The sequence below is a fragment of the Acinetobacter sp. YH12151 genome (assembly GCF_013418355.1).
Lineage (GTDB): Bacteria > Pseudomonadota > Gammaproteobacteria > Pseudomonadales > Moraxellaceae > Acinetobacter > Acinetobacter pseudolwoffii.
In genome coordinates, this window is sequence record NZ_VPCG01000037.1 from 14,737 (window position 1) to 28,641 (window position 13,905).

Consider the following 13,905-nt stretch of genomic DNA (forward strand, 5'->3'; position numbering starts at 1 on the left):
CTGAAGAGATATAGGTTGTTTCCGAATCCTACGCTGAAACTATTTTGAGCATGATCGGTGGTTAACTGAACAGGCTTCATATAACTTAATGTAATTTATCTACCGATTTTCACCAAAGAGATCAAAATTTTGTTTGATCTGTTTTTGCATGATCCCAGCTGAAATCATGTGAATTATAATTTAATTATTCAGCAGGATTTGAATGTTACTTTTAAGCTTTAATTAACAGGCTCTATTGATCAATATCCAGTATGTGATTCTGCTTATGCTGCATTACGAATCTGGCTTTTAGACTTAAAACTCTAGTGCAATATCAAGCCATTCAGCTCAATATCCAACTTGAGTGATAGTCTGCATCGAATGATAAAAAATCTGTCTGAACAATGACCTCACTTTGTTTTTAATAAGGACAATTGAGAAAAGATGCATTAAAAAAGTCAGCTGCCACTAGAGCAACTGACCTTCAAGATTTGAACAAAGCAAGTGTTTAAAACAAGCGTTTAAGCCGCGTAATGAATACTAACTGATTTGATACGATTGCTTTCAATTTCAGTGACTTTGAACTGTACACCTTGATAATCCAATTCAGTACCGACTTCGACCACACTGTTGGTTTTATCCAAAATCAGACCCGCAACACTGATATAACCAGCATCTTCATCAATCAGATCAATCATGCCGAGTTCAAGCTCAAGCTGATACAGATCCAGCATACCTGAAGCGATCCAGTGGGAATCGTCAATTCTGACCAAATCAAGTTGTTCGTCTGCATCCGGGAACTCACCGGCAATGGCTTCAAATACATCTAGTGGTGAGATCAGACCCTGTACATTACCAAACTCGTCGCTCACCAAGACCAAAGAGCCTTTAGAGGTACGCAAAGTATTGATCGCATCAATAACTTTCATCTTTTCAAAGATATAAATTGGACGATGGCGTTTGATCAGGGCTTTTAACTCTTCCGGTTCTTCCAGCACATCCAGTAATTCCTTGGCACGTACGATGCTAATCACCTTATCCAGGCTGCCACGACATACCGGAAACAGGCTGTGGGGAACAGATAGAATTCTTTCACGGATCTGTTCCGGGCTATCCTCTAGATCGACCCATGAAATCTGACTGCGCGGTGTCATGATCGAAGCGACTGAACGCTCTGCAAGGGTCAATACCCCGCCAATCATGTAACGTTCTTCATCTGCAAAGGCTTCTTGAGCTTCATTTTTGTCAGTATCAGTGGTTTCCAGCTTGCCGCCCATTAACTTCAAAATGGAATCAGCCGTACGATGACGCAAAGGAATCTTAGATTCATGCTTTGCTGCATTACGCTGGCCGAACTGGTTGAACGCTTCGATCAAGATCGCGACACCAATACCCGAATAGATATAGCCTTTTGGAATGTGGAAACCAAAACCTTCTGCAATCAGACTGATACCAATCAAAAGCAGGAAGCTTAGACACAGAATCACCACGGTTGGATGACGGTTTACAAAACTGGTCAATGGTTTCGATGCCAGTAGCATTACACCCATCGCAACAATCATTGCAGCCATCATGACGTAAATATTGTCGACCATACCAATTGCAGTAATCACTGAATCTAAAGAAAATACAGCATCTAAAACCACAATTTGGGCAACAACAGCAGTGAAACTTGCATAAACCACCTTAGTGGTCAATTTGACTTCAGGCTTACCTTCTATCTTTTCATGTAACTCTGTGACGGCTTTATACACCAAGAACAAGCCACCAAATAACAAGATCAAGTCCCGACCAGAGAAGGTCCAGTCAAACAGGGTGATCAGCGGCTGAGTCAAAGTGACTAGCCAAGCAATGGCAAACAACAGGCCCAGACGCATCAATAATGCGAGTGAAAGACCGATGACACGAGCTTTATCACGTTGTTCAGGAGGAAGTTTTTCAGCCAGAATGGCAATAAAGACTAGGTTATCAATACCTAAAACGATTTCAAGAATAATAAGAGTAATTAAACCTACCCAAATTCCGGGATCTAATAAAAATTCCATTAGAGAACTACCCCGTTCGAGTAAGCTAGAAATAGAGATGGAAGATCAACGCACGGCGAGGGATCCATTAAATTTAACCTATGTAACTTAAGACCATTCCATTATGCATAAACTGAGTATTTTGTAATGTATTAATTTATAAAAAAATTACATGATTATGATTTTCCTTAGACTTTTTTCATTAATCAGTGTGTATAAAACGTATTAAACTTAATTTTTTCTTCACAAATTATTTTACTTTAATTAAAAATATGCATAATTACCATTCATTAGCTCAACCACTTTTAAAGTGAACTAAAAATTCAGCCATCAAATATATACCGATTAAAAAAGCAATCAGTTAAAATAGGGCTTGAATTTTTTGATGGGGAAATTCCTCCGCATAACTGCATAGATCCATCAGCAAAATTGTCTGGTTGATTAAAATCAGAGTGATTGCATTTTGGCCGATAAGCGAATCATGCTGTCGAATGACAAACGATTGCGGAAAATGATTCCGCCTCAGAAATATACAATTAAGTATTAATTTTACACAAAATATTATTGCCTTTCATCCGATTTAAAATGGCCATTCTCTGTCCTGAATCAGCGCATATGCAGAACTGCTCGACTTCTGGGGCTATTAAGAAAAACTAAAAAGTGCAATCTCTTTAACATTTTTAAAATAAAGGTTGAAACATGCATAAACTTTTTCATAAAATGGACGGGCCCTAGAAAAATAAATACAAGGAACATTTCATGACTAAGAAATATGCAAAATTTTTACCGTGTACGGAAGAATTTAATTTAGAAAACTTTCCCTATTATTGGGTTACTCAGGTTCATGCTCAATATGTACTTAATGTCGATCACGCACTTAAAAAATATGGTGTCGACAATTCGCGCCGCCGTATCCTTCTTGCCTTAAAATCCAAACCGCATGCGAGTGTATCCGACTTATCAGAGATGGTCGTATCTAAAATGTCGACCACCACTAAAATTGTTTATCGCTTAAAAGATGAGGGTCTGGTTGAGACTTATTCATGTGAAGATGATGCACGAATTACCCGGGTATTTTTGACCGAAAAAGGCATGCAAATGACACATAAGATCAATGATCTGACCAATATAGTACTAGAGCAGTCATTTGAAGGCTTGACGCCTTTGCAAATTGAAAAAACCATGGAAAGTTTACGTCATATTTTTAAAAACCTGGCTCGTTAAAAGCCCTACTTTTTATTTTTAAATAGACGCTGGCGAATTGGCATACTTTCAATAATAAATAATTCACCGGAGCTTTCTAAGAATCAAAAAAGTTCAGTTGTGGGCTGGCTTTTTTGATTTTTTCTTTGGGGACATGTGAACATTCAAACTCTTCTTCCGGAAAGCCGTGTACAAAACTCCGAATATCCGGATGACTCAGTGTCAGCCATTCTTGTAGTCGCTCATGCGGAATCACGATCACCGAACGTTTGATGTTTCCAAGCTCATGAAATTCTTTCATCATCGGATGGTCAATGGCATCCATGGTGATCATGCTGGCAGATCGTACAATTTCCCCTTGTACTCGTGTAATCTCATATACTGCCGCAATAAAAGTCGCCTGACCATCTTGACGTCTTATACCCCAACGCTGTGGTTTATTGTCAAAATATTTGGACTCATAAAACTCGGCAACAGGAATGACCCCAAAATGACATTTGGCAGTGGCTTCGGCAAAGGTTGGCTTTTGCAATAAAGTTTCATTTCTGGCGTTATAGGTCTTGGTAGCTATACTTTTATCTTCTGCCCATTTTGGAATCAGGCCAAAATTTACCGACCGCCATTCCAGTCCTTGAGCTGAATGAAATAACAGCGGTGTAGCATAATTGGGATAGACCTCTTCCGGATATTCAAAGGGAATTTCGGGCAACCCCAGATTATGCAATTGTTCTAAGCTTAAAGGTTTAAAGTTGGCACACATGGCGGATTAATGTAAATCATTCGACCACTCGATTATAACCTGATGTCTGAGCCAAACCTGTAATATTGATATAGATTTGAGTATCATGAATTCGGTATGGTAAACCAGTGTGTCCGGGTAAACTCCTCAAAAATCCAGCGACCATTAAAACGTCCGAGTCCTGAGTTTTTCTCGCCGCCAAAGGGTGCATTAGACTGATCTGCAACACTGATCCCGTTAATATGGGTCATGCCAATATCCAGTTGTGCCGCAAAAGCGCTGCCGCGTTCGATATTTGATGTACAGACTGCACTGGACAAACCGAACTCTGTTGCATTGGCCAGATTTAAAGCATGGGCCTCATCACGTGCTTTTAAGATCGGTAAAATCGGACCGAAGCTTTCTTGTTGTGCTAAATCAGAATCGGCTGCGACGTTAATGAAAATATGCGGATAGACCAGATTTCCTTCAATTCCGCCCTCATATACCAGCTGTGCGCCCTGCTCGCTGCCTGTCTGAATGATCTGTTGATGCTTTTTGACCTGACTCCGATTAATGATCGGCCCGATGATGGTATCTTCCAGATTCGGATCGCCCACTGGAATCATTTTGACCCGATCCAGAAGCTTATCCACATAAGCATCATGAATAGATGCATCGATAACAACCCGATTGGTGCTCATGCAAATTTGTCCCTGATGCATAAAACGCCCCATCAAGGTCAGTTCAACCGCCAGATCAAGGTCGGCATCATCCAGAATCACCAAGGGTGCATTGCCGCCCAGTTCCAGTGCCAAACGTTTGATTCTGGAACTGGCCAGAGCTTTACTGCCGACACTTTTCCCCACTTCAGTCGAGCCGGTAAATGAAATCATTTTTGGCACTGAATGCTCGACAAAATAATCCCCGATTTCACTGCCAGCACCGGCAATAATATTCAATGCACCCGGAGGCAAACCGGCTTCTTCAAATAATTTCCCGATTAATGTACCGCCAGTCACCGGCGTATCACTGGCTGGTTTCAAGACAACCGTATTGCCACAGGCAATCGCTGTCGCCACTGAACGCAAGGACAGATGAAATGGAAAGTTCCATGGGCTGATGACTGCAATCACGCCTAAAGGTTTACGCAAGACCAAACTTTTCCGTACTGGATCTTTGCTTTCGAGCTGTTCAGTTTTCAGCTGATCTGGAAATGCCAGACTTTCGTGAATAATCCCCAAGGCAGCATCTACCTCAAGGCCGGCTTTAATGCGCGTACTGCCTGATTCAATAATCAGCCAGTCAATGATTTCTGCACGGCGCTGCTGAATAATATTAATTAAATTTTGCAATACTGTTTTACGGACTTCAATGGAATTCAAAACACCCTGTTGAAAAGCCTGTTCTGCTGCCGTATACGCACTGTCTACATCGACAGAGCTGGCAGCTGCAAGACTCATAATTTCGGTTTGGGTAAAAGGATTGATATTTTTTATGATTTTGGTTGAAGTTCCATGTTGCCACTGACCATGAATAAACTGCTGGTCTAAGTCCTGATATACCGTCATCATTTTATTGTTCCTCGCAAGCTTTGCTCCACTTTAAGAGTTCAACTGAAAAATTTCTAGTCAGAAAGACAGCTGCTTACCATTAGACAATAAAAAAGCCTCCGAAGAGGCTTTTTTAAGTTAGACGGGATTAGTCACCTGTATAACCTTTTAACTTTAAACGTGCTGCATGTAAAAGTGGCTCGGTATAACCTGATGGCTGTTCACCACCTTTAAAGATCAGGTCAGACGCTGCCTGGAATGCAATATTGTTGGCAAAGTCTGCAGACATTGGCGTATACAACGGATCATTGGCATTTTGCTGATCTACAATTTTCGCCATACGCTGCATCACTTCTTCTACTTGCTCACGGCTTACCACACCATGACGCAACCAGTTCGCCACGTGCTGTGAAGAAATACGTAGAGTCGCACGGTCTTCCATTAACCCGACATCGTTGATATCGAGTACTTTAGAACAACCTACACCTAAGTCTACCCAGCGAACCACATAACCCAAGATCCCCTGACAGTTATTTTCAAGTTCTTTGGTTTTCTCTTCTTCAGACCAGTTAGTGTCTGTTGCTAATGGTGGCGTTAACAAGTCATCTAGTGACAAGGCTTCAGTTGCCAATAACTCTTGCTGACGATCCGCAACATTAATCTGATGATAGTGAATCGCGTGAATTACCGCACCTGTTGGTGATGGCACCCATGCACAGCTCGCACCTGCTTCCGGATGTTCAGTTTTGGTTTTATACATGTCGAGCAACATATCTGGTTTTGGCCACATGCCTTTACCGATTTGCGCTTTGCCACGTAAACCTGCTTGCAGACCGATCATCACGTTACGGTTTTCATAAGCCGGGAACCAGATCTGACCTTTGACTTCGCCTTTACGTACGAATGGGCCTGCTTCCATAAAGGTATGGATTTCGTCACCGGTACGGTCCATGAAGCCTGTATTGATGAAAATAGTACGGTCTTTGGCTTGTGCAATACAGTTCTTCAGGTTTACAGAAGTACGGCGCTCTTCATCCATAATCCCGATTTTTAAAGTTTTTGCAGGCAAACCCAGTACCTGTTCCGCACGTTCAAACAATTCAACGGCAAATGCCACTTCTTCAGGACCATGCATTTTTGGTTTAACGATATACATTGAACCTTGACGCGAGTTCTTGATGGTATTTTCACCTTTGATGTCGGCAAAAGACAACAATGGTGTAATCAAGGCATCCATGATGCCCTCAAAAATCTCTGCACCATCGACCAAAATGGCAGGGTTTGTCATCAAATGACCGACATTACGCAGCAACATCAATGAACGACCATGAACCTTGGTTTCACCACCTTCCACATTTTTGAAAGTACGGTCTGCATTCAGTGTACGGGTAACTGTTTTACCATTTTTCTGAATGGACTCTTCTAAAGTGCCTTTCATCAGACCTAACCAGTTACGATAGCCTTCCACTTTTTCTTCAGCATCAACCGCTGCAATCGAGTCTTCCAAATCCTGAATGGTGGTAACTGCAGCTTCAAGAACTACGTCTTTTACGCCAGCGGCATCAGTCTGGCCAATCGGGCTCGTTGCATCAATTTGCACAATAACGTGCAGACCGTTATTTTTAAATACGATTTCAGTCGGTGCTGACGCTTCGCCATTGAAGCCAACAAATTTAGCGCTATCCGCAACAGTCGTTGTAGAACCATCTTTTAATGTTACAACCAGTGCGTTGCCATCAACTGCATATTGAGTTGCGTCTGCGTGTGAACCTTGTGCCAATGGGAAAGTTTCGTCAAGGAAGTTTTTCGCAAATGCGACAACTTTCTCACCACGTTTCGGGTTATAGCCTTTACCTTTTTCCGCGCCATCTTCTTCAGAGATCACGTCGAAACCATAAAGTGCATCGTAGAGAGAACCCCAACGTGCGTTGGCTGCGTTGAGGCAGTAACGTGCATTACGTACCGGTACCACCAGCTGTGGGCCGGCCAATACGGCAATTTCTTCGTCTACATTTTCAGTGCTGATTTGAAAATCTTCTACTTCTGGTAACAAGTAGCCAATTTCAGTCAAGAAAGCTTTGTAAGCTTGTAATTCAAATGTGTTATTGCGGTGCCATTCATCGATTTTCGCTTGAATGTCATCACGCTTAGCCAAAAGTGCTTTATTTTTAGGGCTAAGATCAACAACGACTTGTTCAAAGTTTTTCCAGTAAGTTTCACTATCCAAACCAGAACCTGGTAGTGCTTCATTTTCGATAAAATCGTAAAGTTCTTTAGCAATCGCTAACTTGCCTTTTTGAATACGTGCAGTCATTGTCTTTCCTGATATTGCTACTTTTTATACAAGAGATTCTAGTATACCGATTAAAATCTAGCTGAATAGTATTATCAAATTGCTAAATACTGAGCATTTTTCATAATATGAGTACCCTCATAAACATATCAGACGTCGCTCAGCCGCATTGAGATATCATTCTGCTAAATACCCTAATGACAGTGTATAAAGTTTTCGAAATGTAGAAATTAGACTTAAGTTCAGATTTTCGAGTAAAAATTATGCATTCTAGTTATACACGATCATATTTAGATCAAGATTAAGCCATGTTTGGCCCTAGTTGTCGATCAATTACCTGCTTATTTTTATAAAAAAGCGCCAGTCAATGACCAGCGCTTTTATTCTGCTTCCTACTCACTCGAGATAGTTTTCTGAATCTGACGATGTTCAGAATTCAGATATTCATCCGACTGCATTTCCAGTAAACGTGAACGCGTCCGTTCAATTTCAAAGACCAGTTTTTCACCTTGGTAAATATCAATAATATTGTCTTCCGAGGTCAATAACAGTTTGACACCACGGTCATAGAACTCATCGACCAGATAAATAAAACGGCGCGTCCCATCATTGAGGAAATCGGTCAGGTGCGGCACATTACTGACTAAAACCGTATTATAAATATTGGCAATTTCAATAAAGTCAGCCGGGCTACGTGGTTTTAGACACAGCTCAGAAAACTCGCACCACAATACATCTTCGGTATGTGACACAGTTTCCACAATACGGTTATTGATGATAATCGGCTCTTCAGAGCAGGGTTGCGTCTGAGTCAAAGCACTGAAACGTTGCGCAATCCAGTTTTTATGATCATGGGTTAATGGGAATTTGAATAACTGCGCCTGTTTTAATACGCGTAAACGGTAATCGACGCCGGCATCGACGTTTAACACCACACAGTTTTTCTTGACCAGTTCAATCGTCGGCAGGAAACGGTCACGATGAATCCCGTTTTTATACAAACCGTCTGGGGCAATGTTCGAAGTTGCAACCAAAGTAATCCCGCGTTCAAATAGTTTCTGGAACAGATCACTCAGAATCATGGCATCGGTGACATTGGATACAAAGAACTCATCGAAACAGATAATCACCGCGTCTTTATAAATCTGATCCGCGACCAGATCCAGCGGATTACGCTGCCCAGAGAGCTTATTTAATTCACGATGCACATGCTGCATAAAGTGGTGAAAATGCATCCGGGTTTTACGGCGAAATGGAATCGAATCATAAAACTGATCCATTAACCAGGTTTTGCCACGACCCACACCACCCCACATATACACGCCATTGGGAGAAGTCTGACGGCGAAAACGGCGAAAGGCTTTTTTCGAGGCCTTAAAACGCTGAATCAATTCCAGCCAGACACGATTCAGTTCATGTACTGCCATTGCCTGTGCATCATCAGGCATAAACTGTCCCGAAGATATTGCTTGTGCATAACGTTCTGCAGGAGAAATCGGACTAAAGGCGGTGCTGTGCTGTGAATTAAAATCGGACATAGAGTTTCGTACTATTTGGGATCAATTTAATTATAGCGGAGTTTAATCAACACACTATAACACTTTGGCATAAACAAGCTTAGGCTATTTCACATATTGCCGAGGGCTTTGCCCAAACCAGCGTTTAAAGGCATGGTTAAAAGCAGCCGGCTCGGAATAGCCCAACAACTCTGCAATCATTTCAATTGAATACTGTTTATATTCAATCAATCGCAAAGCCTTATCTTTAATAATGTCTTCGCGAATTTGTTTATAACTGGTATCACACTGCTGTAACTGATGCCGCAAGGTTCGCTCCGGAATATTTAGCGCCTGCGCAGTTTCGGCCATGCTCGGCATCAAACCACTTTGTATTTCCAGATAATCCTGAACGCGCTGCACCACTGTCGGTGTCTGCTCATCCTGTTGCAAACGTTGCAATTCAGCAAAACACTTGGCTTCATACAGCGCAAAGGTCACCGTATCCGCAGACGGAATTTTAATATCCAGAACTGCTTCATCAAACCAGAATGCCGCACTTGGTGCATCGAACTGAACCTGTGTCCCATAATAATCATGATAGACCTTTAAGGTATTCGGCTCTTGCGGATGGGCAAATGGTAACTCGATCCGTAAATCAGGTTTGGACAAGCCCATCATTTTGTAGATATCACGGATAAACTTGAAAGTTCCCGAAATCTCCGCCTGTGCCAGCAACACACCCAGACCATCTTCCAGATTTTTCGGTCGATAACACAACGCGCTATGATGCTCGCTTTGTTGCAAACCCAATTGTCCTGTCAAATGCGTCAACTGTTGAAAGCGGATCACCTGATGCAGCGCATCACGTACCGTCGGACTGGTAACCAGTAACATCAACAACGGACCATAACCTGCCAATGCATAATGCTGGCCAATCAATAATCCCTGTTCAGCTTCGATTTCCTGCCCTACGACCTTAAGTACATCATGTTCCAGACTCGGATGAATAATCGAGCCAGGATCAAAGGCATCGACACGCAGTCCAATGTTTTGCAGCTTCTGATCGACGTCTATGCCCGCCTTGCGCATCCCTTGAATCAAATACATCAGACTGAGAACAGAACGTTTCATAACCATACAAATACAATGTGATAGTCTTAGTTGTACTATAAAAATAAGTGTACTGCTATTGCCGTTTAGATCAATTTTAGGTCTAATCTTTTATCAGTGAATGATGATAATAATCTCTTATTAAAATAAGCAAGGAATGCAATGATGCTGGAAAATACAAGTGCCACCCGCTCGCCACCCTTTACCAAAGTCGCCATTATTGGCGCCGGTTTTGGCGGTATTGCCATGGCAATACGTTTACAGCAGCAAGGCATCCATGATTTTATTCTGCTGGAAAAAGGCCATGAATTTGGTGGAACCTGGCGAGACAACCAGTACCCTGGCGCAGCCTGTGATGTGCAGTCACATTTATATTCCCTCTCATTCGCTCCGAAAAGTAACTGGTCAAAACGCTATGCCGAAGCACCCGAGATATTTTCCTATATTCAGGATCTGGTAAACGATTATAAGCTGCGTGCGTTCTGCCGCTTAAATACTGAAGTCCTTTCAGCGCATTACCAGGCAGAGCGCTGTCTGTGGCAATTGCAGTTACAAGATCAAAGTATCCTGGAAGCCCAATTTGTCATATTTGCTTCAGGGCCTTTACATATTCCCCAGATTCCACCTATCCCCGGTATTGAGAAGTTTCAAGGGAAAGTCTTTCATTCTGCACAATGGGATCATGCTTATGATTTAAATGGCAAAAATGTCGCATCGATTGGCACAGGTGGCAGCGCCATTCAATATGTTCCGGAAATTGCCCCACAATGCAAACAACTCTATGTCATGCAACGTACTGCAGCCTGGATCATTCCTCGCGATGAACGTGTCTATCACCCTCTCGAAAAGACACTATTTGAAAAATATGACTGGTTCCGAAAACTGCACCGTGCCCGCTTATATTGGTCAAATGAATCGCGGGTCATCCCCATCGTTAAACCCGGAATCATGAAATACACCCAGAAACTGGCAGAACTGTTCATCAAATACCAGATTAAAGATCCTGAGTTAGCTCAAAAACTCACTCCGGATTACATCATGGGTTGTAAACGTATTCTGGTTTCCAATAGCTATTTCCCGACTTTTAACCGCAGGAATGTAGAACTGGTGACTGAAAAGATTCAGGAACTTACTGAAAATAGCATCATTACCCAAGATGGTCAGGAGCGGCCAATTGACTGTCTGATTTATGGCACCGGGTTCATTACCGATCCACGCATCTATATGAAGAATTTTCAATGTACTGGGCTGGATAATCTACAGCTCAATGAGGTCTGGAAACAGGGGGCTGAAAGTTATTATGGAATTTGCATGAAAGGTTTCCCAAACCTGTTTCAATTACTGGGCCCAAATACCCTATTGGCACACAACTCTGTGATTTTTATGATTGAGGCACAAGTTGACTATATCTTGCAGCTCATGCAGCGGGTCGATCAATCACATAGCGATGCCATTATGGTCAAAGAGCAGGCGCAAGATACATTTAATCAGCAGGTGCAACATATGTTTGAACAGACCGTATGGCAATCTGGCTGTGTCAGCTGGTATCAGCAGGAAGGTGGCAAGAATTTTGCCCTATGGCCGACTTATACCTGGAAATACTGGCTGAAAACCAAGAAACCCAATACCGCAGATTATCGATTATTCAATAAAGTTAGCTAAAAGCTTTTCACCATCTAGCATCAAGCGATGGCATAATTTAAAGATAATTTTTTCAATCTATTAAACTTATGCAATCGCTTTGGCTCATCTTTCAGCTTCTTCTCTGTTTGGCACTCGGTTTTGCTTTGGCGAAACGGATTCCAGTATCGATGATTAAAATCTGTTTCAAGCTCTTACCTTATTTTAGCTATGTGTTACTGATTGCGATTTCCTTTGAATTCTCACAGCTTGTGGATGAATTACAGCACCCCCTACAGATTCTGAGTACATCCATCAGCATTGCCTTTCTGACATCACTCGGTGCTTTTGCTATTTGCTATTTGCTGTTCAAGTGGGCTGGTTTTCTTCCCAGTTCAGGCAGAGTATCCCTTGATCTGGTAATTAAATCCTTACTGAATATGAGTTATGCTTTTTTGGCACTCGCAGGCGGATACTTTTTACATGCTGGCTTGAGTCTGTTTGATCTGTCCTTACACATTAGCACTTGGCATTTGTTACTGGTATTTATGTTTTTCATTGGTCTAGATCTGGCTTATTCGCCACTGGATCGTTCTTGGTTAAATATCAAAATTCTTCTGGTTCCAATCGGTTGTATCTTCGGTTCATTATTCGCAGTTATGCTCTATTCATTCTGGAACACACAGATTGGCCTGAAAGATTTGATCATGCTGTCACAAGGCTATGGATTTTACTCAATGTCAGGCGTTGTCGTGACCGAGCTTCGAAATGCAGAACTCGGCAGCATTGCACTAATGAATGACCTGTTTAGAGAAATTTTTGCCATCTTACTGATGTATTGTATGGGCTGGAGATATCCAAGATCGGCCATTTCCGCAGCGGGTGCAACTGCAATGGATGTGACTTTACCGATGGTTAAGCAGGCATGCGGTCACGATTTTATTCCGCATGCTATGGTCAGTGGATTTATTTTGTCATTGTTAGCACCAGTCATGGTGAGTGTACTGGCAGCGATTTAATTGCTTTATTGCTTTCTCAATCTCCCTAAGTCTCTCTTTTCTAAAGAGGAACTTTCCTTCCTGACTAAGTTCTAAAGCAGGATTTTAAAACGAAGCACAAGCAAGAAAGGCTGACTAAAAACTTAAATCAATATCACTTAAGGCATCGCCTACTGTTTCAATAACATCCGAAGCAAGGCTGATGGCATCAGATGCCAAACTGACCACATCGATCCCCGCTGTCCAATCTGCTGAGCTTGCCTGCTGTTGTTGCTGTTCTTGTTGCTTAAGCTGTTCCGCCTGTTGAACATTTTGAATCACGTCATTCTGTTCTTTTTCTAATTGTGGTTCAGATGAAGTCATCATTTTTCCTTTTTATTTTATAACCATTTTTTTCAATAGATCTCTTGCGAAAGTTAATTTAAGAGCATCCAATTCACCATTCCAGCAATTAAATTCATTCTTAGACCAAATCGTTTCCGTCTATTTCTATAGCGTTCTGTCAATATCCGAAAATGTTTAAGTTTGCCGTTGATATGTTCAATTGTGATCCTACGCCGACTGATTTCTTGGTTGATCTGTTTTGCTATTTTGGGTAATGATAAATTCTTAGGTTTCTTGATTGGAATGAGTAACTTACTCTTAATCTGATGAAATCCTTTATAGGCTAAATCTGCCATAATACAAGGATAAATGATCATCTCCTTAAAATACTTACGTGCAATCGTCAGATCATGTTTTCTGCCACTTTCGACCTGTATACTTACAATTTGCTTTAGTCTTGGGTTAAAAATGACCTGTGTTTTTAGCGTATGTTTCTTCTTTTTACCGCTATAGAATTTTCTTTGTTTTTTTGGGACGCTCAATCTGTGACTCAGTGACATCAACGATTACATAATCCTCCTCAC

At 41.7% G+C, this 13,905-nt stretch carries 10 protein-coding genes and 1 pseudogene; 3 read left to right on the plus strand and 8 right to left on the minus strand.

Features of this window, described 5'->3' with window-relative positions:
* Window positions 1–500 precede the first annotated feature (500 nt).
* Entirely contained in the window at window positions 501–2,024 is a 1,524-nt protein-coding gene (locus FTU82_RS12400; protein WP_005097293.1) for a TerC family protein, read from the minus strand.
* A gap of 738 nt (window positions 2,025–2,762) precedes the next feature.
* On the opposite strand from FTU82_RS12400, the gene FTU82_RS12405 reads away from it, so the two are divergent.
* On the plus strand, window positions 2,763–3,227 hold the full coding sequence (locus FTU82_RS12405; protein ID WP_005097294.1) for a MarR family winged helix-turn-helix transcriptional regulator: 465 nt from the start codon (window positions 2,763–2,765) through the stop codon (window positions 3,225–3,227).
* Window positions 3,228–3,303: 76 nt separating this feature from the next.
* Here FTU82_RS12405 and FTU82_RS12410 read toward each other — a convergent pair whose 3' ends face one another.
* The 5 genes from FTU82_RS12410 to FTU82_RS12430 form a co-directional block, all read right to left on the minus strand.
* Window positions 3,304–3,966 carry an SOS response-associated peptidase family protein gene (locus FTU82_RS12410; protein ID WP_180001809.1) on the minus strand — a complete coding sequence of 221 codons (663 nt, stop codon included), beginning with the start codon at window positions 3,964–3,966 and terminating at the stop codon, window positions 3,304–3,306.
* An 83-nt stretch (window positions 3,967–4,049) separates the two neighbouring features.
* A complete protein-coding gene (locus tag FTU82_RS12415; protein ID WP_180001810.1) occupies window positions 4,050–5,498 on the minus strand; it encodes an aldehyde dehydrogenase family protein in 1,449 nt (482 codons plus the stop codon).
* A gap of 127 nt (window positions 5,499–5,625) precedes the next feature.
* A complete protein-coding gene (locus FTU82_RS12420; protein ID WP_180001811.1) occupies window positions 5,626–7,791 on the minus strand; it encodes a malate synthase G in 2,166 nt (721 codons plus the stop codon).
* A gap of 371 nt (window positions 7,792–8,162) precedes the next feature.
* Window positions 8,163–9,308 (minus strand): cell division protein ZapE, encoded by a 1,146-nt coding sequence (gene zapE / locus FTU82_RS12425; RefSeq protein ID WP_180001812.1) that lies wholly within the window; start codon window positions 9,306–9,308, stop codon window positions 8,163–8,165.
* An 84-nt stretch (window positions 9,309–9,392) separates the two neighbouring features.
* Complete coding sequence (locus FTU82_RS12430; RefSeq protein WP_005097302.1) at window positions 9,393–10,400, minus strand: AraC family transcriptional regulator; 1,008 nt, start codon at window positions 10,398–10,400, stop codon at window positions 9,393–9,395.
* 141 nt (window positions 10,401–10,541) lie between these two features.
* Between FTU82_RS12430 and FTU82_RS12435 the strand changes: the two genes are divergently transcribed.
* Together FTU82_RS12435 and FTU82_RS12440 are read left to right on the plus strand one after the other, a co-directional pair.
* The gene (locus FTU82_RS12435) at window positions 10,542–12,041 is read left to right on the plus strand and encodes an NAD(P)/FAD-dependent oxidoreductase (protein ID WP_005097304.1); all 1,500 of its coding nucleotides are present in this window, start codon (window positions 10,542–10,544) and stop codon (window positions 12,039–12,041) included.
* A gap of 68 nt (window positions 12,042–12,109) precedes the next feature.
* On the plus strand, window positions 12,110–13,018 hold the full coding sequence (locus FTU82_RS12440; RefSeq protein ID WP_100329615.1) for a lysine exporter LysO family protein: 909 nt from the start codon (window positions 12,110–12,112) through the stop codon (window positions 13,016–13,018).
* Between the two features lie 114 nt (window positions 13,019–13,132).
* Here the strand turns inward: FTU82_RS12440 and FTU82_RS12445 are convergent, their stop codons facing one another.
* Both FTU82_RS12445 and FTU82_RS12450 read right to left on the minus strand, forming a co-directional pair.
* The gene (locus tag FTU82_RS12445; RefSeq protein ID WP_100329616.1) at window positions 13,133–13,360 is read right to left on the minus strand and encodes a hypothetical protein; all 228 of its coding nucleotides are present in this window, start codon (window positions 13,358–13,360) and stop codon (window positions 13,133–13,135) included.
* A gap of 53 nt (window positions 13,361–13,413) precedes the next feature.
* Window positions 13,414–13,905, minus strand: a pseudogene (locus tag FTU82_RS12450) (transposase family protein); the annotation flags it as partial.

What these genes read in the sequence shown, in the direction of transcription:
- FTU82_RS12405 (WP_005097294.1), top strand. Translation starts at nt 2,763, where the DNA reads ATGACTAAGAAATATGCAAAATTTTTACCGTGTACGGAAGAATTTAAT.
- FTU82_RS12410 (WP_180001809.1), bottom strand. Translation starts at nt 3,966, where the DNA reads ATGTGTGCCAACTTTAAACCTTTAAGCTTAGAACAATTGCATAATCTG.
- FTU82_RS12400 (WP_005097293.1), bottom strand. Translation starts at nt 2,024, where the DNA reads ATGGAATTTTTATTAGATCCCGGAATTTGGGTAGGTTTAATTACTCTT.
- FTU82_RS12415 (WP_180001810.1), bottom strand. Translation starts at nt 5,498, where the DNA reads ATGATGACGGTATATCAGGACTTAGACCAGCAGTTTATTCATGGTCAG.
- FTU82_RS12440 (WP_100329615.1), top strand. Translation starts at nt 12,110, where the DNA reads ATGCAATCGCTTTGGCTCATCTTTCAGCTTCTTCTCTGTTTGGCACTC.
- FTU82_RS12420 (WP_180001811.1), bottom strand. Translation starts at nt 7,791, where the DNA reads ATGACTGCACGTATTCAAAAAGGCAAGTTAGCGATTGCTAAAGAACTT.
- FTU82_RS12435 (WP_005097304.1), top strand. Translation starts at nt 10,542, where the DNA reads ATGATGCTGGAAAATACAAGTGCCACCCGCTCGCCACCCTTTACCAAA.
- FTU82_RS12445 (WP_100329616.1), bottom strand. Translation starts at nt 13,360, where the DNA reads ATGACTTCATCTGAACCACAATTAGAAAAAGAACAGAATGACGTGATT.
- FTU82_RS12430 (WP_005097302.1), bottom strand. Translation starts at nt 10,400, where the DNA reads ATGAAACGTTCTGTTCTCAGTCTGATGTATTTGATTCAAGGGATGCGC.
- zapE (WP_180001812.1), bottom strand. Translation starts at nt 9,308, where the DNA reads ATGTCCGATTTTAATTCACAGCACAGCACCGCCTTTAGTCCGATTTCT.